The sequence below is a fragment of the Paracoccus sp. KKT209 genome, assembly GCF_055635455.1.
The window spans coordinates 2527440-2549638 of record NZ_CM145758.1; the positions used below are offsets into that span (position 1 = coordinate 2527440).

The 22199-nt window shown below is 69.0% G+C and carries 20 protein-coding genes; 5 read left to right on the plus strand and 15 right to left on the minus strand.

Annotated elements, in window-relative coordinates; genetic code table 11:
• Nucleotides 1-14: 14 nt before the first annotated feature.
• The 14 genes from tilS to dnaE all read right to left on the minus strand — a co-directional run bounded on the left by tilS (nucleotide 15) and on the right by dnaE (nucleotide 15242).
• On the minus strand, nucleotides 15-1250 hold the full coding sequence (tilS, locus tag ACZ2G3_RS12520; protein WP_470396370.1) for a tRNA lysidine(34) synthetase TilS: 1236 nt from the start codon (nucleotides 1248-1250) through the stop codon (nucleotides 15-17).
• A 7-nt stretch (nucleotides 1251-1257) separates the two neighbouring features.
• Entirely contained in the window at nucleotides 1258-2184 is a 927-nt protein-coding gene (locus tag ACZ2G3_RS12525) for a tetratricopeptide repeat protein (protein WP_470396371.1), read from the minus strand.
• Nucleotides 2181-2717: a peptidoglycan-associated lipoprotein Pal gene (pal, locus tag ACZ2G3_RS12530; RefSeq protein ID WP_419270606.1), complete on the minus strand. Its 537-nt coding sequence runs from the start codon at nucleotides 2715-2717 to the stop codon at nucleotides 2181-2183. The genes ACZ2G3_RS12525 and pal overlap by 4 nt, the downstream gene beginning before the upstream one ends.
• Nucleotides 2718-2727: 10 nt before the next feature.
• Nucleotides 2728-4053, minus strand: coding sequence for a Tol-Pal system beta propeller repeat protein TolB (gene tolB, locus ACZ2G3_RS12535; protein WP_470396374.1), 1326 nt, complete (start codon nucleotides 4051-4053; stop codon nucleotides 2728-2730).
• A 57-nt stretch (nucleotides 4054-4110) separates the two neighbouring features.
• On the minus strand, nucleotides 4111-6069 hold the full coding sequence (locus tag ACZ2G3_RS12540) for a hypothetical protein (protein WP_470396375.1): 1959 nt from the start codon (nucleotides 6067-6069) through the stop codon (nucleotides 4111-4113).
• A gap of 3 nt (nucleotides 6070-6072) precedes the next feature.
• Nucleotides 6073-6522: an ExbD/TolR family protein gene (locus ACZ2G3_RS12545; protein ID WP_470396376.1), complete on the minus strand. Its 450-nt coding sequence runs from the start codon at nucleotides 6520-6522 to the stop codon at nucleotides 6073-6075.
• A gap of 3 nt (nucleotides 6523-6525) precedes the next feature.
• Nucleotides 6526-7218 (minus strand): protein TolQ, encoded by a 693-nt coding sequence (gene tolQ, locus ACZ2G3_RS12550; protein ID WP_419270597.1) that lies wholly within the window; start codon nucleotides 7216-7218, stop codon nucleotides 6526-6528.
• 114 nt (nucleotides 7219-7332) lie between these two features.
• Nucleotides 7333-8061: a sulfotransferase-like domain-containing protein gene (locus ACZ2G3_RS12555; RefSeq protein ID WP_470396377.1), complete on the minus strand. Its 729-nt coding sequence runs from the start codon at nucleotides 8059-8061 to the stop codon at nucleotides 7333-7335.
• Entirely contained in the window at nucleotides 8054-8446 is a 393-nt protein-coding gene (gene ybgC / locus ACZ2G3_RS12560) for a tol-pal system-associated acyl-CoA thioesterase (RefSeq protein WP_470396378.1), read from the minus strand. Before ybgC ends, ACZ2G3_RS12555 begins: the two co-directional genes overlap by 8 nt.
• Nucleotides 8447-8492: 46 nt before the next feature.
• Nucleotides 8493-9524: a Holliday junction branch migration DNA helicase RuvB gene (gene ruvB / locus ACZ2G3_RS12565; protein ID WP_419270591.1), complete on the minus strand. Its 1032-nt coding sequence runs from the start codon at nucleotides 9522-9524 to the stop codon at nucleotides 8493-8495.
• Entirely contained in the window at nucleotides 9521-10432 is a 912-nt protein-coding gene (htpX, locus tag ACZ2G3_RS12570; protein ID WP_470396379.1) for a zinc metalloprotease HtpX, read from the minus strand. The genes ruvB and htpX overlap by 4 nt, the downstream gene beginning before the upstream one ends.
• A gap of 14 nt (nucleotides 10433-10446) precedes the next feature.
• Nucleotides 10447-11166 (minus strand): Holliday junction branch migration protein RuvA, encoded by a 720-nt coding sequence (gene ruvA / locus ACZ2G3_RS12575; protein WP_470396380.1) that lies wholly within the window; start codon nucleotides 11164-11166, stop codon nucleotides 10447-10449.
• Nucleotides 11163-11672: a crossover junction endodeoxyribonuclease RuvC gene (gene ruvC / locus ACZ2G3_RS12580; protein WP_419270585.1), complete on the minus strand. Its 510-nt coding sequence runs from the start codon at nucleotides 11670-11672 to the stop codon at nucleotides 11163-11165. The genes ruvA and ruvC overlap by 4 nt, the downstream gene beginning before the upstream one ends.
• A 99-nt stretch (nucleotides 11673-11771) precedes the next feature.
• Entirely contained in the window at nucleotides 11772-15242 is a 3471-nt protein-coding gene (gene dnaE / locus ACZ2G3_RS12585) for a DNA polymerase III subunit alpha (RefSeq protein WP_470396381.1), read from the minus strand.
• A gap of 104 nt (nucleotides 15243-15346) precedes the next feature.
• Between dnaE and ACZ2G3_RS12590 the strand changes: the two genes are divergently transcribed.
• The 5 genes from ACZ2G3_RS12590 (at nucleotide 15347) to ACZ2G3_RS12610 (ending at nucleotide 21232) form a co-directional block, all read left to right on the plus strand.
• The gene (locus tag ACZ2G3_RS12590) at nucleotides 15347-16864 is read left to right on the plus strand and encodes an ABC transporter ATP-binding protein (RefSeq protein WP_470396382.1); all 1518 of its coding nucleotides are present in this window, start codon (nucleotides 15347-15349) and stop codon (nucleotides 16862-16864) included.
• The gene (locus ACZ2G3_RS12595; RefSeq protein ID WP_470396383.1) at nucleotides 16861-17937 is read left to right on the plus strand and encodes an ABC transporter permease; all 1077 of its coding nucleotides are present in this window, start codon (nucleotides 16861-16863) and stop codon (nucleotides 17935-17937) included. The genes ACZ2G3_RS12590 and ACZ2G3_RS12595 overlap by 4 nt, the downstream gene beginning before the upstream one ends.
• Nucleotides 17934-18824 carry an ABC transporter permease gene (locus ACZ2G3_RS12600; protein WP_470396384.1) on the plus strand — a complete coding sequence of 297 codons (891 nt, stop codon included), beginning with the start codon at nucleotides 17934-17936 and terminating at the stop codon, nucleotides 18822-18824. Before ACZ2G3_RS12595 ends, ACZ2G3_RS12600 begins: the two co-directional genes overlap by 4 nt.
• Nucleotides 18825-18864: 40 nt before the next feature.
• Nucleotides 18865-19941 (plus strand): BMP family ABC transporter substrate-binding protein, encoded by a 1077-nt coding sequence (locus ACZ2G3_RS12605; protein ID WP_470396385.1) that lies wholly within the window; start codon nucleotides 18865-18867, stop codon nucleotides 19939-19941.
• A 274-nt stretch (nucleotides 19942-20215) separates the two neighbouring features.
• Nucleotides 20216-21232 (plus strand): glycosyltransferase family 8 protein, encoded by a 1017-nt coding sequence (locus ACZ2G3_RS12610; RefSeq protein ID WP_470396386.1) that lies wholly within the window; start codon nucleotides 20216-20218, stop codon nucleotides 21230-21232.
• Nucleotides 21233-21255: 23 nt separating this feature from the next.
• On the opposite strand, the gene purU is transcribed toward ACZ2G3_RS12610, so the two are convergent.
• The gene (gene purU, locus ACZ2G3_RS12615; RefSeq protein ID WP_419270571.1) at nucleotides 21256-22140 is read right to left on the minus strand and encodes a formyltetrahydrofolate deformylase; all 885 of its coding nucleotides are present in this window, start codon (nucleotides 22138-22140) and stop codon (nucleotides 21256-21258) included.
• Nucleotides 22141-22199: the final 59 nt, after the last annotated feature.

The window sequence follows — 22199 nt, forward strand, 5'->3', positions numbered from 1 at the left end:
TTATCGGCGCAGGTTCAATGCGCCTTTACCAGCCTGCGGAAATCTGACGCGCCCCGCAGCGGATGAGTGCCGAAATCGGCATGCGCACGCAGCAGCGGGGCAGCAATCAGGCGGTCCTCCTGCCAGACCGCGGGGCTTGCCGCGGCCTCGTCGCGCAGCAGGCCCGAATCCCGCCAGTTCACCTGCTGCAGCGCGTCAGCCCCCAGTGCCGCGACACGCTGGCCAACCCGCAGCCCGTGGATCCGCCACCGCCGGTCCCAGGGACCCTCCGTCGCGGCCGGGCTGCGCAAGGCGGCCGCAGCCTCGCGCGCGATCCTGAGCTGATCGCCGACGGCCGAGATCATCGCCCCGTCCAGCGTCACCCGCCCATGCACCATGACCGCCTCCAGCGCGTGCAGCAGGGTGGCACGACGGGGCGGATAATCGGCCCCCGTCACCCACCGGCAGGCGGCGACCAGGATGCGGCGGCGGATCTCGGGCGGGGCATCGCGCAGGGTGGCGCGGGGCATGACCAGGCTGCCGCGATCCGCAACCGCATCGGCCGCCAGCAGCGCGGCATAGGCCGACAGCGCCTCGCGTGCCTCGGCGATGTGGCCGGCGGACCGCGCTAATGCCCCGACCTCCAGCCCAAGATCGCTGATGGCTTGGCGGGCGCGAACGCGTTCATAATCCGTGTTGTCATTGGAGGGATCGTCCATCCAGTCGATCTTGCGCGCCCGCAGCCAGTCGCGCAGTTCGGATCGCCCGGTCGCCAGCATCGGCCGCAGCCAGCGCATGTCAAAGGCATCGCGCCATTCGGCCATCGCGGCCAGCCCGTCGATCCCCGATCCGCGCGACAGACGCATGACCAGCGTCTCGGCCAGGTCATCGGCGGTGTGACCCAGGGCCACCGCCGACAGATCGTTGCGCCGCGCCCACCCTGACAAGAGCCGCAGCCGAGCATCGCGCGCCTGCGCCATCAGGTTGCCGGTGTCAGTGTCGCGGCGCCACAGCAGCGTCGCGTGCGACAGGCCAAGGGCGCGGGCGGCACGGGCCACCGCGGTGGCCTCGGCGGCACTTTCCGGACGCAATCCATGATCCACGGTGGCGACCATCAGGCGGCGGCCCCGCGCCCAGGCTGCCGCCATCTGCATCAGCGCCACCGAATCGCCCCCGCCGGACACCGCCAGTCCAAGCGCGGGCAGGTCGCCGGCCAGCCGGTCCAGCGCGGCGTGGACGCGGACCGCAGGATCGGCGGCGCGCCCGGTCATCGCAGTGTCACTGGTGCTCGGCCAGGTCGGCCGCCGCCTCGAGGTCCAGGGAAGGATCCAGAAGCGGGTCCAGGGCGCCCAGATCGCTGACGCCGCAGCCAAGCCGCGTCACCCGCTGTTCCGCCTCGGCCGCCTGCGCGCTGCCGGGAAAGCGGGCCGGGATCTCGGTCAGATAAAGGCAGGCAGCCGTGGTGTCGCCCTGCCCCTCGATCACGCGGGCGATGCCCAGCAGGCTCTCGCCGGCATGGGTGCCGTCCGGATCGGCGGCGAAACCTTCCAGCCAGGCGGCGGCGGCCTCGCGCGGATGGCCCGCCAGATCCAGCGCCTGGCCGCGCAGGAACAGCGCCTCGGCGGTCAGCGGACCGCCGGCATGGGTTTCCGCGACGGCCGCGAACATCTGCGCGGCACGGTCATGGTCGCCGCTGTCCATCACGGCCCGGGCGGCGTCGAAATCCGCCTGCTCGGCGGCGGTCGAGGCGGGCGCCTCTTCGCCGGCCACTTCGGGCGCGGGGGCCGAGGGCGCCAGCTCGGGCGACACGCCCACTGGCGCCGACGGCACCGTCAGGGCGCTGAGATCGCAGGCCGGGTCCATTTCGCAGATGCGGAACTCCAGGTCCGACAGCCGCCGGTCGCTGTCCCCGGTGATGCGGTTCACGCGGTTCTGCAACTGCTCGGCCTGGTTGGTCAGGCCCATCAACTGCGCCTCCATCGCGTTCATGCGGTCGATCGCGCTGGCCCCGCCCGCGGCCTGAAAGCCCGCCGCGCCCGAGGCCATCAGCTCTGCCCGCAGCTGTTGCAGTTGACCGCGCAGATCCGCCAGCTCCGTCCGCAGATCGGCCAGCGTCGCCGGGTCGGGCGCATCCTGCGCGATCCCTGCGGCCGGGACGGCCAGCATCAGGGCGGCGAGGCCCGCAAAAGCCGCCTGCCGGATCATGCGCCCGGCCCGCTTTGGGTGACCACCGTCACGGCGCGGCGGTTCTTGGCATAGCAGGCCTCGTCCGAGCAGGTCTCGGCCGGGCGTTCCTTGCCAAAGGACAGGGTGCGGATGCGACCGGGTGCCACGCCCTGCGCCACCAGGTATTCCTGCACCGCGCTGGCCCGCCGCGCGCCAAGCGCCAGGTTGTATTCGCGGGTGCCGGTTTCCTCGGCATGGCCCTGGATCACGGCGGTGAAGCCGGCATGGCGGCCCAGCCACGTGGCCTGGTTGGTCAGCACCGCCCGCGCCTCGGGCGTCAGCGTGGTCTGGTTGGCCGGGAACAGGACGGTGTCGCCGATCGCGGTCTGGAAATACTGGGCGGTGGCTTCGGCGCCCAGGACGCCGCCGGCCAAGTCGCCCTGGAACACCGCGCCGCCCCCCACGCTGGCATAGGGATCGACCACCGGAGGCGCCGGTTGCGGCACCGGTCGGACGCAGGCGGCCATCACCAGAAGGCAGGCCAGAAGGGCAGGCTTTGTCGCGGCGTTCATCATCGATTCCTCATGGCAGCAATGGTCCCCAGGACGGATCCGAGGCGGCAAAGTCCAGGTTCAACGGCCGCATGTTGCGGCCCGTGATGTCGACGGAATGCAGGCGCGGCTGTCCGGTTCCGCCGGGCGTGACGCGGGTGAACATGACGACCCGGCCATTCGGCGCCCAGGTCGGCCCTTCGTCAAGAAAGGATTCCGTCAGCATCTTTTCACCCGAACCGTCGGTCCGCATCACCCCGATGTGGAAGCGGTCGCCGATCTGCTTGGTAAAGGCGATCATGTCGCCCTTGGGCGACCAGACCGGCGTGCCGTAGCGGCCGTCGCCAAAGCTGATCCGGGTCGGCTCTCCGCCCTCCAGCCCCATGATATAGAGCTGTGGCGCGCCCGAGCGGTCGCTTTCGAACACGATGCGCTGGCCGTCCGGGCTGAAGCTGGGGGAGGTCTCGATCGAGGGCGCGCTGGTCAGCGCCCGCTGCGCACCGGTGGCCCCGTCCATCAGCCAGATGTCGCTGTTGCCGCCCTGTTCGCGCGAATAGGCGACCCACCGGCCGTCGGGGCTGAAGGTCGGGGCAAAGGCCATGGCGCCATTGTCCTGGGTCAGCGGACGCGAACTGACGCTGGACACGTCCATGATCCGGATCTGCGGAAAGCCGCTGTCATAGCTGGTATAGAGCAGCCGGCGCCCGTCGGGCGAGAACTTGGGTGCCAGCACCAGGGACGAGCTGTCGGTCATCCACAGGATATTGGCGCCGTCGTAATCCATGACCCCGATCCGCTTGATGCGGGCGTTCTTGGGGCCGGTTTCCTGCACAAAGGCGACACGGCTGTCGAAATAGGGCTTTTCGCCCGTCAGCCGGGCATAGATCTGGTCGGCGATCTTGTGGGCAGCGCGGCGCCAGTCGCTGGCGCGGGCGTCGAACTGCATCCCGTCGCCCTGCGGCTGGCCCGAGACGACGTCGAACAGGCGAAACCGGACGCTGATGTTCTCGCCCGCCTGCGTGACCTCGGCCGCGACCAGGCCCTGGGCATTGACCGCGCGCCAGTCCTCATAGCTGACGGCCTCGGAAAAGCTGGCGGGGCGTGCCAGATGCGCCTCTGCCGGGATTTCGCGGAAAAGGCCGGTGCCCGTCAGGTCGTCGGCCACCACCTGGCGGATGCGGGCGGCGATCTCGGCATCGCCGTGGAAGGCGGGGATGGCGATGGCCATCGGCTCGATCACACCATCGGTGATCTCGATCCGCAAGGGTGCGTCCTGCGCCTGAACGGGGCCCGCAGGCAGCAGCACCGCCGAGGCGGCGATGAGGATGGCGGGGGCAAGGATCAGTCTGCGGAACATGGCGTCGTCATTACCTCGGGTCGGGGGAAAGCAAAAGGCGGGCTTCCCGGAAAGTCGTCATTGCAGTTGCAGCCCGTCGGGCCGGAAATCGACCACGACATCGCGCCAGCGCCCGTATTTGGACGCCGGCATGTCAAAGCCTGCGCGCCCGCACATCAGGATCGCGCGGCGGGCGACTTCGAAGGCCTGCTGGGCGCCGGCTTCGGACCCGCCCTGATAGCCGGCGAGGCGCAGGCTGTTCTGATCGGGCACCCCGTCCGGCGACAGCGAAAAGCCGACCGAGACCGTCATCCGCGACGCCTCGACCGACAGCGCCCCCACGTTCCAGCAGTTCTGGATGGCAAAGCGCAGCCCCTCGCGTTCCGCCAGGGACAGCGGCTCGCCCATCGGCAGGTCGGCCGCGCCACGCGGGACCTGCAGCGGATCAGTGCCCGGCGTCAGCCGCATCATGTCGGCGGGAGGTCCGGAAAAGTTGTTCTCGGCCTCGCCCGCTTCCGTGCCCGCCATGGCGCCGGCCAGTGCCGCCGCCAGCGGGTCGAGCCCCGCCGAAGCGCCACTTCCGCCCTCGATCATCTGGCGCTGGCCCCCCTCCGTATCGCCGGTCGAGGCGGTATCGGTGCCCTCGGCACCCGCCTGACCCTGCTGGGCCTCGCGCAGCGCATCCTCCAGCGCCTGCCGGTCGGCGGCATCCCGTGCGGCCTGCTCGGCGGCAGCTCTCCGATCAGCCTCCTCGCGCGCTTCGGCGGCGCGACGCTCGTTCTCGGCCTGAGCCTCAGCGGCGCGACGTTCCTCTGCGGCGCGCGCCTCCGCTGCGCGGCGTTCCTCGGCCTCGCGCTCGGCCGCACGTGCTTCGGCCGCGCGACGCTCTTCCTCGGCCTGAGCCTCGGCGGCACGACGTTCCTCTTCGGCGCGCGCCTCCGCCGCCCGGCGTTCCTCGGCCTCACGCTCGGCCGCACGTGCCTCGGCGGCGCGACGCTCTTCCTCGGCCTGCGCTTCGGCGGCCCGGCGTTCCTCTTCGGCGCGCGCCTCCGCCGCGCGGCGTTCCTCAGCCTCACGCTCAGCCGCACGTGCCTCGGCGGCGCGGCGCTCGTCCTCGGCCTGCGCTTCAGCGGCGCGCTGTTCCTCTTCGGCGCGTGCCTCCGCTGCCCGGCGTTCTTCGGCCTCACGCCCGGCGGCCTCGGCTTCCGCCGCACGACGCTCCTCGGCAGCACGTTCGGACGCGGCTCGCTCGGCGGCCTGCGCGGCTTCGGCGGCCACAGCCTGTCGGGCCGCGTCCTCGCGGGCCTGGGCATCGGCTGCAGCCTGACGGGCCGCCTGTTCGCGGGCGGCTTCCTCGGCCGCGGCCTGCTCCGCGGCGGCCTGCGCCGCGGCCACTCGCGCGGCTTCGGCGGCGGCAGCTTCGGCCAACCTGCGGTTGCGATTCTCGACCAATCCCGCCGGACGGTCCTGCGGGCGCGGCGAGGCGTCCAAGGCCAGCGCCGATCGGGGCGCGACGGCCACGGCCGCGGCATCCGCGACGGGCGCCTGCGGCTGTGCAGGCTGCGCCTCGGCCACGGGCGCATCGGGCTGCGCTGAGCGAGGGGGCGCGGCATCGGCGGCCTCGGTCTGGTTCCGGGGCGCGTCGGGAAGGTCGGTCTCGACATCCACCGGCGCCACCGGGGCAAAGTCACTGAGGTCTGGCACTGCCTCGGCCGTCTCGGGCTGGGCCAGCTCGCCCGCATCGACCGTGGCCGGCGGCGCGGCATCGGCCGGGGGGGCGGCCGCATCGTCGGTCACGGGCATCGGGTTGGGCAGGCTGGCCACGGCCGTGGCCTCGGCACCGACCGGCCCCGCCCCGCGCGCGGCCGCGGCCAGGGCTTCGAACTCGGCGCCGCTGATGGTCGAGACCTGCGTCGTCCGCACCGGCGGGCCGGGCTGCGGGCGGAACAGCGCACCGCCCAGCACCGCCCAGAGGATCAGCGCCCCATGCGCGACCCCCGAGATCCAGTATCCGATGCGACCTTCGCGATCATCCATGGCCTAGCCGTCCATGCGGGGGCCGCCGGTTTCGGTGACCAGCACGATGTCGGTGATGCCGGCGGCGTTCAGAGCGCCCATGATCTGGACCACGCGGGAATAGGGAATGGCACCGTCCGCGCGCAGGAAGACCCGCGCCGATTGACGTTCGGCCAGCACCGCGCGCAGCGTCGGGACAACCTGGCCGTCATCGACGGGCTGGTCCATGACCAGCATCGCGCCCTCGGCCGGGATCGAGATGACCAGCGGCTCCTCCTGCTCGGTCGGGACCGCGTTGGCGGCGGTCTGCGGCAGGTTCAGCGGCACGCCCGCCGTCATCAGCGGGGCTGCCACCATGAAGATGATCAGCAGCACCAGCATCACGTCCACGAAGGGCGTGACGTTGATCTCGGACATGGGCAGGTTGCGCCTGCGTCCCTTGGTCCTGACCCGCTTGACGACCGAGGATCCCATGGCTCAGGCCTCGTCCATCTGGCGCGAGAGCAGCGTCGAGAACTCGTCCGAGAACGCCTCCCACCCGTTGACCACGCGCTCCGCATCGCCCGACAGCTTGTTGTAGAAGACAACGGCCGGGATGGCGGCGACCAGGCCCAGGGCCGTGGCCAGCAGCGCCTCGGCAATGCCGGGGGCCACGACGGCCAGGCTGGTGTCCTGGCTCAGCGCAATCCCCTCGAAGGCGGTCTTGATGCCCCAGACCGTTCCGAAAAGACCGATGAAGGGCGCGGTGGAGCCCACGGTCGCCAGGAAGGATAGGCCCCGGAACAGGCGCCCCTCCTCGCGCTGGATGGCGACATTCATGGCGCGGTCGATGCGGCTGATGCCGCCGGGGATCAGCCGCCCGTCGTCGCGATGGCTGCGGCGCCATTCGGTCATGCCGGCGGCAAAGATCCGTTCGGAGGCGCCCTTGGGACGGTCGCCAAGCCGGTCATAAAGGTCGTCCAGCGGCTCTCCGGACCAGAAGGACCGGTCGAAACGCGCGGCCTCCTTGCGGGCCTGCGCAAAGACCATGAACTTCTGCACGATGATCGCCCAGGCCCAGAACGAGGCCGCGATCAGCATGACCATCACCACCTGAACCGTCAGGGACGAGCGCAAGAACAGCGCAACGGCCGAAAAATCGATGGCCTGGCCGGCCTGCATGGGTTCCATCTTCACTGCCTCATCATCATGGCCATTGGCTGTCCGGGACAGCCGGCGTTGCGCGCCTTTTATCGCGTTCAGGTCAAGGGTTTCATCCCCCCGCGCAACACAATGGCGTCACTTTTACGGAAAGCGCAGCCGATATGCCGCAATCGCCTCGTACGAGGGGCGCAGGGCCGCCGCAAGGGCGCTCAGCGGCGCCTCCAGTTGCGGCAGCGGCCCCTCGGGTTCGCCAAAGCCGGTCGAGCGGTTCACCGCATCGTACCACACCGCCCCCCAGACCCCGTCATGTTCGTGCGGACCGTGGCTCCACGCCAGCATCGCGGGCGTCCAGGGGATGTCGATGGCGGCGCACAGCGCCTGCAGCGCACGGGCCGGATCGCGGCGGATGTCGGCGCTGTCGATCACCACAGGCCTGTCGCCGCGGGCCGACATCTGCTGGAACATCTGCCACTGGCGATCAAAGCCCAGTTCGGCCGGATCAGGCAGGCCCCGTTTCATGGCAAAGGACGCCGCCACCCGCTCGGGTTCGCGAATCAGGAAGACATTGGTCAGGGCCCCGGTCCAGTCCAGGTCCATGCCCGGCAGCATATGCTGGACCATGTGCTTCTGGTACTGCAGCGGGCGCCCCCACGGACGGGTGGTCAGGCCGGGCAGGACATCGCGCCAGTCGCCGGGCTGGCTGGCGATCACCTCGTCGCGCATCGGATGCGGCAGGCCGGTCTGCAGCAGGTAATGGGCGTAAAAGGGCTCGTCCACGCAGGCGCAGTCTCCCCGCGCGCCAAAGCTGCGCATCATGGCGGTGGACAGGTTGCGCGGCCCGGACCACATGGCGATGCGCCGCTCAGCCATGCAGGGCCTCCTTCAGCGCGGCGGGCAGCCGGGCCGGGCGCCCTCGCCCGTCCAGGCAGGCGATGGTGACGCGGGCGGTGAACAGCAGCTGCTCCCCCCGCCGCACCTGCTGGTCCACCCCGATGCGGGCTGGGCTGGCCTGCGCCAGGTCGGTCGTCACGGTCAGCAGGTCGTCAAAGCGGGCGGGCCGCAGGTAATCGGCCTCGAGCCTCCGCACGGCAAAGACATGGCCCGTCGCCTGCTGCATCGCCAGCTGGTCGATGCCAAGAGCGCGCAGCCATTCCGACCGCCCGCGTTCGATGAATTTCAGGTAGTTGGCGTAATAGACGATCCCGGCAAGATCGGTGTCCTCATAGTAAACGCGCAGGGTCAGGTCATGGCTCATGCGCGCTAGGCTAGGGCCAGTCGGCGCCGGACGCAATCAGACGCAATCAGACGTCGAACAGCGTCGCCTGCCCCGGCTGCACCGGCGCATCCAGCCCCAGGTGGCGCCAGGCGCGTGCGGCCAGCATCCGCCCGCGTGGCGTCCGTGCGATCAGGCCCTGCTGCAGCAGATAGGGCTCGATCACCTCCTCGATGGCGTCCCGGCTTTCCGACAGGGCGGCCGACAGCGTCTCGACCCCCACCGGCCCGCCGCCGTAATGTTCGGCCATCAGCATCAGATAGCGCCGGTCGGCCCCGTCCAGCCCCAGGTCGTCAACGCCAAGCCGCGTCAGCGCGATGTCCGCGATCTCGCGGGTCAGGCGGCCGTTGCCCTCGACCAGCGCGAAATCGACCACGCGGCGCAGCAGGCGACCGGCGATGCGGGGCGTGCCGCGGGCGCGGCGGGCGATCTCCATCGTGCCTTCGGGGTCGGCGCTGATCCCCATCAGGCGCGCCCCGCGCTGCACGATCAGGTCCAGTTCGGCGATCTCATAGAACTGCAGGCGCGTCGGGATGCCGAAGCGGTCGCGCAGCGGCGTGGTCAGCAGGCCGAGGCGGGTCGTCGCCCCGACCAGGGTAAAGGGCTGCAACTCGATCCGCACGGTGCGGGCGGCGGGGCCTTCACCGATCACCAGGTCCAGCTCGAAATCCTCCATCGCCGGGTACAGGACCTCCTCGACCGCCGGGTTCATGCGGTGGATCTCGTCGATGAAGAGGACGTCGCGGGCCTCGAGGTTGGTCAGGATCGCCGCCAGGTCCCCTGCCCGCGCAATGACCGGCCCCGAGGTCATGCGGAAATTGACCCCCAGTTCGCGCGCCATGATCTGTGCCAGGGTGGTCTTGCCCAGGCCCGGCGGGCCGAAGAACAGCGTGTGGTCCATCGCCTTGCCGCGCATCTTGGCGCTTTCGATGAAGACCTTCAGGTTGGCGCGCGCCTCGGCCTGGCCCACGAATTCCGACAGGTTCTGCGGGCGCAGCGCGCGATCCTCGCTGTCGCTGTCCATCTTTTCGGGGCGCAGGACGGGATCCGACTGGCTCATCCGCGGCCCCAGGGGGTACGCGGCCCGCCGCTGCGGGGAATGCGCGAGGGTGCAGTGGCCGCGGGGGCCGCAGCGCGTCCGTCCAGCGCCATCAGCCGGGCGATGCGCTCCTCGGTCGGGGGATGGGTGGAAAACAGCTTGTCCGCCCGCAGCGCGTGCAGCGGGTTGATGATGAACATCGAGGCGGCGGCCGGGTTCTTCTCGGCCGGCAGGTTGACGGTGCGTCCCGCCGCCGCAGCGATCCGCTGCAGGGCCGATGCCAGCGCGCGCGGCTGGCCGCAGATCGCAGCGCCGGTGGCGTCGGCCTCGTATTCCCGCGCGCGGGAGATCGCCATCTGCACCATCATGGCCGCCATGGGGGCCAGGATCATCGCCAGGATGCTGCCAAGGGCGCCGCCCCGCCCCTCGCGGCCACCGGTGAACAGCATCATGTTGCCCATCATGGCGATGGCCCCTGCCATCGTCGCGGTGACGGTCATGGTCAGGGTGTCGCGATGCTTGATATGGGCCAGTTCATGGGCGATGACGCCGGCTAGTTCATCGCGGCTCAGCGCGCGCATCAGGCCCTGTGTGACCGCGACGGCCGCGTTTTCCGGATTGCGGCCCGTGGCGAAGGCATTGGGCTGCTCGGTCGGCAGGAGGTAAAGCTTGGGCATCGGCAATTCGGCCCGCCGCGCCAGGTCGGCGGTCAGCGCATAAAGATCACCGCCCTGTGCCGGCGACAGCTCGACCGCGCCCTGCTGGCGCAGGACCATCTTGTCGCTGTTCCAGTAGCTGAAGAAGTTCATGCCCCCCGCGATCAGCATCGCGATCAATGCGCCACCCGATCCGCCCAGCATCCACCCCAGGGCCATGACCAGCGCGGTCAGCGCGGCCATCAGCATGAAGACCTTGATGTTCCCCTGCATGGTGAACTCCCCGCTCAATCCTTGGGCGCCAGCAATCGCAGCGCCGCGCGGATCAACGCCGGCATGGCGGCGCCCGGTTCCCGCGCCTGCGCCTCGGCCACGGCACCCGCCGCCTCGGATGGACCATAGCCCAGATTGGTCAGCGCCGACAGCGCATCGGCCATCGCCTGCCCTGCGCGCGCGCCCTCCGAGGCCTGGCGCGCCTCTGCGGGGGGCATCGGGCCCCCCGCAGAGGCGGCGGACGGGCCGGGCTCGAAGCCCGGCCCGTCCGCATTCCCGCCCGCGGCCACGTCCCCCGCGTCGACCGTCAGCGCGCCGCCAAGTGCCATGACCGAGGGCGCCTTGTCCTTCAACTCCAGCACCACACGCTGCGCCAGCTTGGGTCCCACCCCGTTCGCCTTGCGCACCGACGACCAGTCGCCAAGCGCGATGGCCCGCCCCAGACCCTCGGGGCCGAGCGTGCTCAGGATCGCCAGCGACACCTTGGCCCCCACGCCCTGCACCGAAGTCAGCAGGCGGTGCCATTCCTTTTCCAGCATGGTGGGAAAGCCGAACAGCTGCAGCAGATCCTCGCGGACCAGCAGTTCGGTATAAAGCGCCGCTGCCTGACCCACCGGCGGCAGCCCCGCCGCCGTCCGTTCGCTGACATGGATGATGTAGCCAACGCCCCGCACGTCGATCAGCACGTGGTCGCGGGCCCGGTGCAGGATCACACCTGCGATACGGCCGATCATGCCACGCCCCGCTTGGGCTGGGCCACGCGCAGGGTCCGCGACTGCAGGTGGCGGGCATGGCAGATCGCGATCGCCAGGGCATCCGCGGCATCGGCGCTTTCGAAGCGCACGCCCGGCAACTGCACGCGGACCATGTGCTGGACCTGTTCCTTGCCCGCATGGCCGACGCCGACGACGGTCTTCTTGACCGCGTTGGGCGCATATTCCCCCACCGCGATCCCCGCCTCGGCCGGCGCCAGCAGGGCCACGCCCCGCGCCTGCCCCAGCTTCAACGTGCCGGTCGCGTCCTTGTTGACAAAGGTCTGCTCGACCGCCGCCTCGTCGGGCGAATGGGTGATGATGACGGCGCAGAGGCCGCGGAACAGGACCGAGAGGCGCGCGCCCAGATCCTGCGCCCCGTCCGAGTGGATCACGCCGTTGGCCACGTGACGGATGCGGGGGCCGTCGACCTCGATCACGCCCCATCCCATGTTCCGCAAGCCGGGGTCGATGCCCAAGACCTTCATGCTGCCCTCTTTTTTCCAAGTGTTAGCACGAAGCGCGAACATCTGGCTAGGGGCATGTCGGGACCGGGCAGGGGTATTTGGGCAACGAAGAAGCCGGGATCATTCCTCGATGACGTCAAGAACGCCCGGAACCGCGCGCAGGGCCTGGCGGGCTGGGGTGGTCAGGGGCGCGTCGTTTGCCACCTCGATCTCGATCAGCTCGTCACCTTCGCGCAGGCGCAGGCGGATCGGACCGCGGGACCGGGGCGGGACGACGATCTGGGTGCGGATGCGGGACAGCACCTCGACCAGGCGGGGGATCGTGTCGGCGCCCTGCATCTCGACCGCCAGGCAGCCCGCGCCCGCATCGGCCACGGCATCCTCCAGCGCCGCGACCGAATTGGCCAGCATCTTCACCTGGTCACCCGATGGCTCGACCTTGACCTGCAGGACCACGTTCTGGCCGGGCTCCAGCTTGTCGCGCGAAGCGTTGAGCAGGTCCGAAAAGACTGTGACCTCATAAAGGCCGGTCGGGTCGGACAGGCTGACAAAGGCATATTGCGTGCCCTTGGCGGACTTGCGTTCCATCCTGGCGGCGACCGTCCCGGCGATCTGCGCAACCAGGGGGCCGCGCAGGGCCTCCTGGCTGATCTCGGCCAGGGTCTGGACCTTCTTGCGGCGAAGGGCGGGGATGTAATCGTCCAGCGGATGGCCCGACAGGTAAAAGCCCACGGCCTTGTGCTCCTCGCCCAGCTTTTCGGCGGGCAGCCAGATCCCGGTCAGGGGCGGACGGGGCGGCGGTAGGTCCTCTCCGCCGCCGAACAGCGAGGTCTGGCTGGAGGCCGCCTGTTCCTGCACCGCCGCCGACCAGGCGCAGAGCGCGTCCAGCGACTTCATCACCCGCGCGCGATTGTCGTCCAGCACGTCAAAGGCGCCGGCCCGGGCCAGCATCTCCAGCGGGCGCTTGCCCACGCGCTTCATGTCGACGCGGCGGGCCAGGTCGTGGATGTCGCGGAAGGGCGTGTCGCCCCGCGCCTCGTGGATCAGCCGCATCGCGTCCAGGCCCACGCCCTTCAGCGCACCCAGCGCATAGTGGATGCGCCCCTTGCCCACGGTAAAGGTCGGGGCCGAACGGTTGACGCAGGGGGGCACGATCTCGATCCCCATGCGGTCGCATTCGCGTTTGTAGATGGCCAGCTTGTCGGTGAGGTGGATGTCGCAGTTCATCACTGCGGCCATGAACTCGACCGGGTGGTTCGCTTTCAGCCAGGCGGTCTGATAGCTGACGACGGCATAGGCCGCCGCATGGGATTTGTTGAAGCCGTAATTGGCGAATTTTTCCAGCAGGTCAAAGACCTCGCCGGCCTTCTTCTCGGGCACCCCGTTGGCGACCGAGCCCTTGACGAACTTGGGGCGTTCTTTGGCCATCTCGGCCGCGATCTTCTTGCCCATGGCGCGGCGCAAGAGGTCGGCGCCGCCCAGCGAATAGCCCGCCATTACCTGGGCGATCTGCATCACCTGTTCCTGATAGACGATGATGCCCTGCGTCTCGGCCAGGATGTGGTCGATGGTCGGATAGATCGATTCCAGCGCGCGGACGCCGTTCTTCACGTCGCAATAGACCGGGATGTTCTCCATCGGGCCGGGACGATAGAGCGCGACCAGCGCCACGATATCCTCGATGCGGGTGGGCTTCATCCGACGCAGCGCGTCCATCATCCCCGAGGATTCCACCTGGAACACCGCGACCGTGCGCGCGCTGGCAAAGAGGTCATAGCTGACAGTGTCGTCCAGCGGGATCAGGTTGATCTGGTTCTCCGTCCCCGGCGCGGGATCATAAAGCTGCCGCCCGTCGGCCGCGACATGCAGCGGGCGCCCGCCCCCGTTGATCAGGTCCACCGCGTTCTGGATGACGGTCAGCGTCTTCAGGCCCAGGAAGTCGAACTTGACCAGACCAGCCTGTTCCACCCATTTCATGTTGAACTGCGTCGCCGGCATGTCGGAGGCCGGATCGCGATAAAGCGGCACCAGCCGGTCCAGCGGCCGGTCTCCGATCACCACCCCCGCCGCATGGGTCGAGGCGTTGCGATAAAGCCCCTCCAGCTGTTCGGCATAGTCCAGCAGGCGCTTGACAACCTCCTCGCGCGCGGCCTCGCGCAGGCGGGGTTCCTCGGCGCGGGCCTTGGTGATGCTGACGGGTTTCACGCCCTCGACCGGAATCATCTTGGACAGGCGGTCCACCTGGCCGAACGGCAGCTGCAGCACCCGGCCGACGTCGCGCACCGCCGCCTTGGACAAGAGCGCGCCGAAAGTGATGATCTGGCCCACCTTGTCGGCGCCGTATCGGCCCTGCACATAGCGGATCACCTCTTCCCGGCGGTCCATGCAGAAGTCGATGTCGAAATCCGGCATGCTGACCCGTTCCGGGTTCAGGAAGCGTTCGAACAGCAGCGAATAGCGCAGCGGATCAAGGTCGGTGATGGTCAGCGCATAGGCGACCAGCGACCCTGCCCCCGACCCGCGCCCGGGTCCCACGGGGATGTGATGGTCCTTGGCCCAGCGGATGAAGTCGGCGACGATCAGGAAATAGCCCGGAAAGCCCATCTGCTCGATGATGCCCAGCTCGAAATCCAGGCGGGCGTGATATTCCTCGACGCTGACGGCATGGGGAATGACCTTCAGCCGGTCCTCCAGCCCCGCGCGGGCTTGGCGGCGCAGTTCGGCCACCTCGTCATCGGCGAATTTCGGCAGGATCGGCGCATGCTTGGCCACGGCAAAGGCGCAGCGGCGGGCGATTTCCACGGTGTTCTCGATCGCCTCGGGCAGGTCCGCGAACAGGACGGCCATCTCCTCGGGCGACTTGAAGTAATGCTGCGGCGTCAGGCGGCGGCGGGGCTGCGACTGGTCGACATAGGCTTTTTCGGCGATGCAGATCAGCGCGTCATGCGCCTCGTACATGGTGGTCTTGGGGAAATAGACGTCGTTGGTGGCGACCAGCGGCAGGTCCATCCCATAGGCCAGGTCGATCAGCCCGGATTCCGATGCGGCCTCGGCCGCCATCAGCTGGCCGTTCTCGCCGGGATGGCGCTGCAATTCGACGTAAAGGCGGGTCGGAAAGGCCTGGGCCAGCCGGGCGGCCAGCGCCCCCGCCTTGTCCGGCTGCCCCTGCGCGATCAGCAGGCCCAGGGGCCCGGTCGCGCCGCCGGTCAGGCAGATCAGCCCTTCGGACCGCTCGCACAGTTCATCGACGGTCACATGCGGCAGGGCGCCCCCTTCGCGCAGGTAGAGGCAGGTCGACAGCGACATCAGGTTCAGCCAGCCCGCCTGGTTCTGCGCCAGCAGGACGACCGGTCCGGTCGCATCCGCCGCCAACGTCATCTGGCAGCCGACGATCGGCTGGACGCCCTTGTCGCGCGCCTTCACGCTGAACTCCAGCGCGGCGAACATCGCATTCGTGTCGGTCAGCGCGACCGCCGGCATGCCCGCCTCGGCGGCAAGCGCGGGCAGTTTGCCTACGGGAATGGCGCCCTCCAGCAGCGAATGCTCGGAATGTGTGCGGAGGTGGATGAATCGGGGGGATCTGGGGGCCATGGCACTGTCAGTATCGCAGCATGACCGAACAGCGCAATTGCCCCCGAGGGGGAAAGGACGGTAAGGCTTGTTTTGACCGGCCGGACAAAATCAAGGGGACCGAGTTGACGGCAGCTGTGTTCCGGGCCGAGGGCCTTGGGAAAACCTATCCCGGCGTGCGCGCCAATGACGACGTGTCCTTTGCGGTCCAACCGGGCGAGATCCACGCCCTGCTGGGCGAGAACGGCGCGGGCAAGTCGACGCTGGTCAAGATGATCTATGGCCTGGTGCGGCCCGACGACGGCCGGATGTTCCTGGGGGACGCGCCCCATGCGCCCCACGACCCCCGCGCCGCGCGCGCTGCCGGCGTGGCCATGGTGTTTCAGCATTTCAGCCTGTTCGACGCGCTGACCGTCGCCGAAAACATCGCCCTGGGGATGGAGAACCCGCCGCCGCGGCGCGAACTGTCGGCGCGCATCACCAAGGTCAGCCACGATTTTGGCCTGCCGCTGAACCCCGCCCGCCGCATCGTCACCCTGTCGGCCGGCGAGCGCCAGCGGGTCGAGATCATCCGCTGCCTGCTGCAGGACCCGCGCCTGCTGATCATGGACGAACCCACCAGCGTCCTGACCCCGCAGGAGGCCGAGCTGTTGTTCGCGACCCTGCGCAAGCTGGCGGCCCAGGGCACCGCGATCCTCTATATCAGCCACAAGCTGGACGAGATCCGCGCCCATTGCGACCGCGCGACGATCCTGCGCCACGGTCGCGTGGTCGACAGCTGCGATCCCCGCGCCCATTCGGCCCGCGAACTGGCCGCGATGATGGTTGGCGGCGAGATGCGCATGGTCGACCGCAGTGGACGCGACGCGGGCGCGGTGCTGCTGCAGGTGCGCGACCTGGCCCTGCCGGCGCCGACGGCCGAGGGCATGTCGCTGAAATCCGTGAACCTGACCCTGCGCGCCGGAGAGATCCTGGGCATCGGCGGCGTCGCCGGCAATGGCCAGGACGAACTGCTGGCCGCCCTGTCGGGCGAACTGCGCAGCGCCAGGGGCAGCGTGACGCTGGAGGGGCGCGACCTGTCGGCCGAGCCGCCCGAACCGCGCCGCGCCGCGGGCCTTCTGTCCGCACCCGAAGATCGTCTGGGCCATGCTGCGGTGCCCGATTTCAGCCTGACCGAAAACACCCTGCTGACCGCCGGCGCCCGCAAGGGGCTGGTGCGCGGCGGCCTGATCGACCACGCCGCCGCGCGCCGCTATGCCGAGGACGTGATCGCAGGCTTTGACGTCCGCACCCCCGGCCCCGGTACGCCCGCCCGGGCCCTGTCGGGGGGCAACCTGCAGAAATTCGTGATCGGGCGTGAGGTCATGCAATCGCCCCGGGTGCTGGTCGTGAACCAGCCCACCTGGGGGGTGGACGCGGGCGCCGCGGCCGCCGTGCGCCAGTCGCTGCTGGACCTGGCCCGGCAGGGCGCCGGCGTCATCGTCATCTCTCAGGATCTGGATGAGCTTTTGGAACTGTCCGACCGCTTCTGCGCACTGAACGAGGGCCGCCTGTCCGAACCCGTCCCGACCGAGGGACTGACGCTGGACCGGATCGGCCTGATGCTGGGCGGCGCCCACGGGATGGAGGAGGCCCGGATATGATCCAGTTCGTTCCCCGCCAGTCGGCCTCCGGCTTCTGGCAGATCGCGACGCCAGTAATGGCGGTCCTGGCCACGATGGTGGTGGGCGGCCTGCTGTTCGCGGCCCTGGGCCATGATCCGCTGGCGGCGATCCGCACCATCTTCTGGGACCCGCTCTTTGGTCCCGCCGCCTCCTATTCCCGACCGCAGCTGCTGGTGAAGGCCGCGCCGCTGATCCTGATCGCCAGCGGCCTGGCGATCGGGTTCCGCGCCGGCATCTGGAACATCGGGGCCGAGGGGCAATACATCATCGGCGGCATCACCGGCGCCGCCGTGGCGCTGGCCGCCTATCCGGCCGAAGGGATGTGGATCTTTCCCGCGATGGTCGTGGCGGGTGCGGCCGGTGGCTGGGCCTGGGGCATGATCCCCGCGCTGCTCAGGAACTGGTTCGGCGCCTCCGAGATCCTGGTCTCGCTGATGCTGGTCTATGTCGCGCAGCGTGTGGCGGCCTGGATGGCCTTCGGGCCGATGAAGAACCCCGAAGGCTTCGGCTTTCCGGGTTCGCGCAACCTTCAGCAATATCCTGCCGCCGCCAACCCCGAGCTGATCGCAGGGACCGGCGCGCATTGGGGCGTGGTCGCGGCCGCCATGGCCGTGCTGGCCACCTGGTTCCTGATGAGCCGCCACATCCGCGGCTTTCACATCCGCGCGGCCGGCATCGCGCCCCGTGCGGCGCGCTTTGCCGGCGTCCGTCCGCAGGCGCTAGTGGCCTTCTGCCTGGGGCTGTCGGGCGCTCTGGCCGGCATGGCGGGATTGTTCGAGGTCGCGGGCCCCGCGGGCCAGATCACCGACAAGCTGGGCGTGGGCTATGGCTTCACCGCCATCATCGTGGCCTTTCTGGGGCGGCTGCACCCGGTGGGCATCCTGCTGGCGGGCCTGTTGCTGGCCCTGACCTATATCGGCGGAGAGCTGGCGCAGCTGACCATGCAGCTGCCCGCCGCCAGCGTGCAGGTGTTCCAGGGGATGCTGCTGTTCTTCCTTCTGGGCTTCGACCTGCTGACCCGCTTCCAGATCCGCCGGAGGGTGAGCGCATGATGATCGATCCGCTTTCGGTCTTTCTGCTGCTGGTGGCGGCGGCGACGCCGATCCTGTTCGCGGCCCTGGGCGAGCTGGTCGTGGAACGCGCCGGCGTCCTGAACCTGGGCGTCGAGGGAATGATGATCACCGGCGCGCTGGCGGGCTTTGCCGCCGCCTATGCCAGCGGCAACCCCTTCCTAGGCTTTCTGGCCGCGGCGCTGGCGGGGGCCGCCATCTCGCTTCTGTTCGCCTGCCTGACCCAGGTCTTCCTGGCCAACCAGGTCGCCTCGGGCCTGGCGCTGACGCTGTTCGGGCTGGGCCTGGCCGCGATGTTCGGCAAGCCCTTCGAGGGGGTCAAGGCGCCGCCGATGCCCGCGGGGCCCCTGCGGATCAACTGGATCGTCTGGCTGGGCCTGGTGATGGTGCCGCTGGTCTGGTGGTTCCTGAACCGTTCGCGCGCGGGGCTGATCCTGCGCGGCGTGGGCGAGAATCACGAGGCCGCCCATGCCCTTGGCTATGATGTCCGGCTGACCCGCCTGGCCGCCATCGCCTTCGGCGGCGCCATGGCGGGCGTGGGCGGCGCCTTCATCTCGATCGCGACCGTCCTGCAATGGACCGAGGGCATGACCGCGGGCGCGGGCTGGATCGCGCTGGCGATCGTCGTCTTTTCCAACTGGACGGCGGCGGGCGTTCTGGCCGGGGCCTGGCTGTTCGGCGGGGTGACCGTGCTGCAGCTGCGTCTTCAGGCGGCGGGGGTCGCGGTGCCCGTGCAGCTTTTGTCAATGGCCCCCTATCTTGCCACGATCATCGTGCTGGTGCTGATATCGGCCCGGCAGAAGTTCAGCCGCCGCGCGGGGGGCGCGGCGCCCGGATCGCTCGGCACGAATTTCCACGCGCTGCGATGAAACGCAGCCACTCCCCAGCTCCAACAGAGGAATGACACATATGCATCGCAGAACCCTTCTGGCCTCGGCCTCGGCCCTTGTCATGGCGCTTGCCGCGCCAGCATTCGCGCAGGACGAGCCGCTGAAGGTCGGCTTCATCTATGTCGGTCCCGTGGGTGACGGCGGCTGGACCTATCAGCACGACCTGGCCCGCCAGGCGATCGAGGCCGAATACGGCGACCGCGTCGAGACCACCTTCATCGAAAGCGTCCCCGAAGGTGCCGATGCCGAGCGCGCGCTGACCCAGCTGGCACTGGCCGGCAACAAGCTGATCTTCGCGACCAGCTTCGGCTTCATGGATCCGGTGATGAACGTCGCCACCAAGTTCCCCGACGTGAAGTTCGAACATGCCACGGGCTACAAGACGGCCGAGAACGTCGCCACCTACGACGCCCGCTTCTACGAGGGGCGCGCGGTCATCGGCACCATCGCGGGCCATATGACGGAATCGAACAAGATCGGCTATATCGGGTCCTTCCCGATCCCCGAGGTGATCCAGGGCATCAACTCCAGCTTCATCCATGCCCGCAAGGTGAACCCCGAGGTCGAGATGAAGGTGGTCTGGGCCTATAGCTGGTTCGACCCCGCCAAGGAGGCCGAGGCCGCATCGGCCCTGCTGGCCGAGGGCGTGGACGTGATCCTGCAGCACACCGATTCGACCGCGCCGCTGGCCAAGGCGCAGGAGGCCGGCGCCATCGGCTTTGGCCAGGCCAGCGACATGGCCGCCTTCAAGCCCTCGCCCCGCGTGGCGTCGATCATCGACGAATGGTCGCCCTATTACCTCAAGCGCGTGGGCCAAGTCCTGGACGGCACCTGGGAGAGCGGCTCCAGCTGGGCCGGCATCGGCGAGGGCGAGGTCGTCATCGGCGAGATCACCGACGCCGTGCCCGCCGAGGTCAAGGCCGAGGCCGAGGCGCTGCGCGACGCCATCGGCGCGGGCGAGTACCACCCCTTCACCGGCCCGCTGAACAAGGCGGACGGCACCCCCTGGCTGGCCGAGGGCGAGACCGCCTCGGACGCCGACCTGCAGGGCATGGACTTCTTCGTCGAAGGCATCACCGCCCAGATCCCGCAGTAAGGCCACAGGCGATCATGCATCCGGCGGCCTGACCGCCGGGTGCATGTGCAAGGCCTAAGCCCGGTGTGGCCCGGCTTGCAGCTTGCCGCCCGAACGGTGCCGTGACAGGGTGCCGGAGAGCTTCTGTTTGCCGTGGTCATGCATGCCGGTTTCATCTTTTCCCGAGCTCTTGAAGGGCGCTTACGGTCGCCTTCCCGGTCCTTGGACGGCGGGAATGGATCTCTATCTCGGGCGCAGGCATGGCGGCAGGCGGCAGCCAGCGCGCCTGGACGTGATGACCGCCCTCGGCGGTGCGGAGGTGGATGTCCTCCAGGTGATGCTGCTCTCGCTGTCGGAAACTCATCCCCGGGAACGGGTCGAGTTCTGGCTGCTGCATCTGGGCCTTGCGGCGGAAAAGCTGGCTGAGCTTACCGCGTTCTGCGACGGGCTGCCCAACCTTCGCCTGCATCTCGTCCGGGTGCCCGACCGTGACCAATTCGTTCTTCTCAGCAAGCTGGGCGGGCGGCCTTTCGGGGCGCGGTTCCTGTGGTTCGTCGCCCATCTTAACCTTCCGGCCGATCTGCAGCGGGTCATCTTCCTTGACCCGCTGGACACGCTTGTGACAGACGACCTGGTTCCCTTTCTCCACCATCCCTTCGCGGGACGATACGTGGTTGCCTGTCGCGAGGTTCCGTCGCTGCCCCCGCTCATCATCAAGCCGGCCCGTGCGGCACATGCGGATGGCGCCCCCGCGGCCAGGATCCTGCGTGCCTCGAAAGGGGTGATGAACAGCGGTGTGATGGTGATCAATCTGGCCAAAATGCGCCGGGACCAACTCGGGGTCGATCGCTACATCGAGGTCGCCCGGTGGGCGCGGGACGAGATGGGATTGACCTTCGGCGACCAGGGACTGTTCTCGCTGACCCATGGCAGCCATTACCTGCAAGCGCATGACCGGAACAACTTCCGCTTTTTCAGCTCTCCCGGGCGGGTCCCGAAGATGCGGCCGTCGGTCCTGCATTTTGCCGGAAACATCCCGAAGCCGTTCAACCTGCGCCTGTCACTGCAACAGGAACAGCAGATAGCCAGGCTCAGCCAGACGGCCAGCCGGGGGATCGTTCACCTGACACCCCGCCAGATCATCAGCCCGGCCTTCTTCCGCCATTACAGGTCTTGGTGGGAGACCTGTGCCCGGACGCCCTGCTTTGCGCGCCTCGCGCCCTTGGCGGATGCCAGGACGGCCCTGACGCTGGCCAATATCCACGCCGATCCCACGGCGAACCGCGCGGCGCCTGCCCGTGCGGCCGGCTGACAGCCGGCCGCAAAGGTGATGCTTCAGCCCATCCGCTCGCTGACATAGCTGCCCGGCGAGGGCGGGAAGACGACGGTCTTGGACGCGTTCAGGAACACGCGGCCGTGGATATGGGCATGGACCGCGCGGGCCAGGACCTGCGCCTCCACGTCGCGGCCCAGGGACACATAGTCGCCGGGCGACTGCGCATGGGTCACGCGGACGGTGTCCTGCTCGATGATCGGGCCTTCGTCCAGGTCGGCGGTCACGTAATGGCTGGTGGCGCCGATCAGCTTCACGCCGCGCTCATAGGCCTGCTTGTAGGGGTTGGCACCCTTGAAGCTGGGCAGGAACGAATGGTGGATGTTGATGATCCGCCCCGACATCTGCTGGCACATCCGGTCGGACAGCACCTGCATGTAGCGCGCCAGCACGACCAGTTCAGCACCGGTCTGGTCGATGATCTCCATCTGCTGCGCCTCGGCCTGGGCCTTGTTCTCGGGCGTGACGCGGATCATGTGGAACGGGATGTCGTGGTTCACGACGACCTTCTGGTATTCATGGTGGTTCGAGATCACGCCCACGATGTCGATGGGCAGCGCGCCGATCCGCCAGCGGTACAGCAGGTCGTTCAGGCAGTGCCCGAAGCGGCTGACCATGATCAGCACCTTCTTCTTCACCGCGTCGTCGTTGATCTCGACTTCCATGTCGAAGCGCTTGGCGATGGGTGCAAAGCCGGCCCGCAGGCTTTCCAGCGTGGCGGCGCCTTCCGACTGGAAGCTGACGCGCATGAAGAAGCGGCCCGTCTCGACATCATCGAACTGGGCGCTGTCGGTGATGTTGCACTCGGCCTCGGCCAAGAACCCCGAAATGGCCGCGACGATGCCGCGGGTCGAGGCGCAGGTCACGCGGAGCGTATAGGTTTTCATGCGTCAGTCGTCCCCTTGTTGTCGGTGCGCGGCATCCGTGATCCGCGCAGCCGACATTT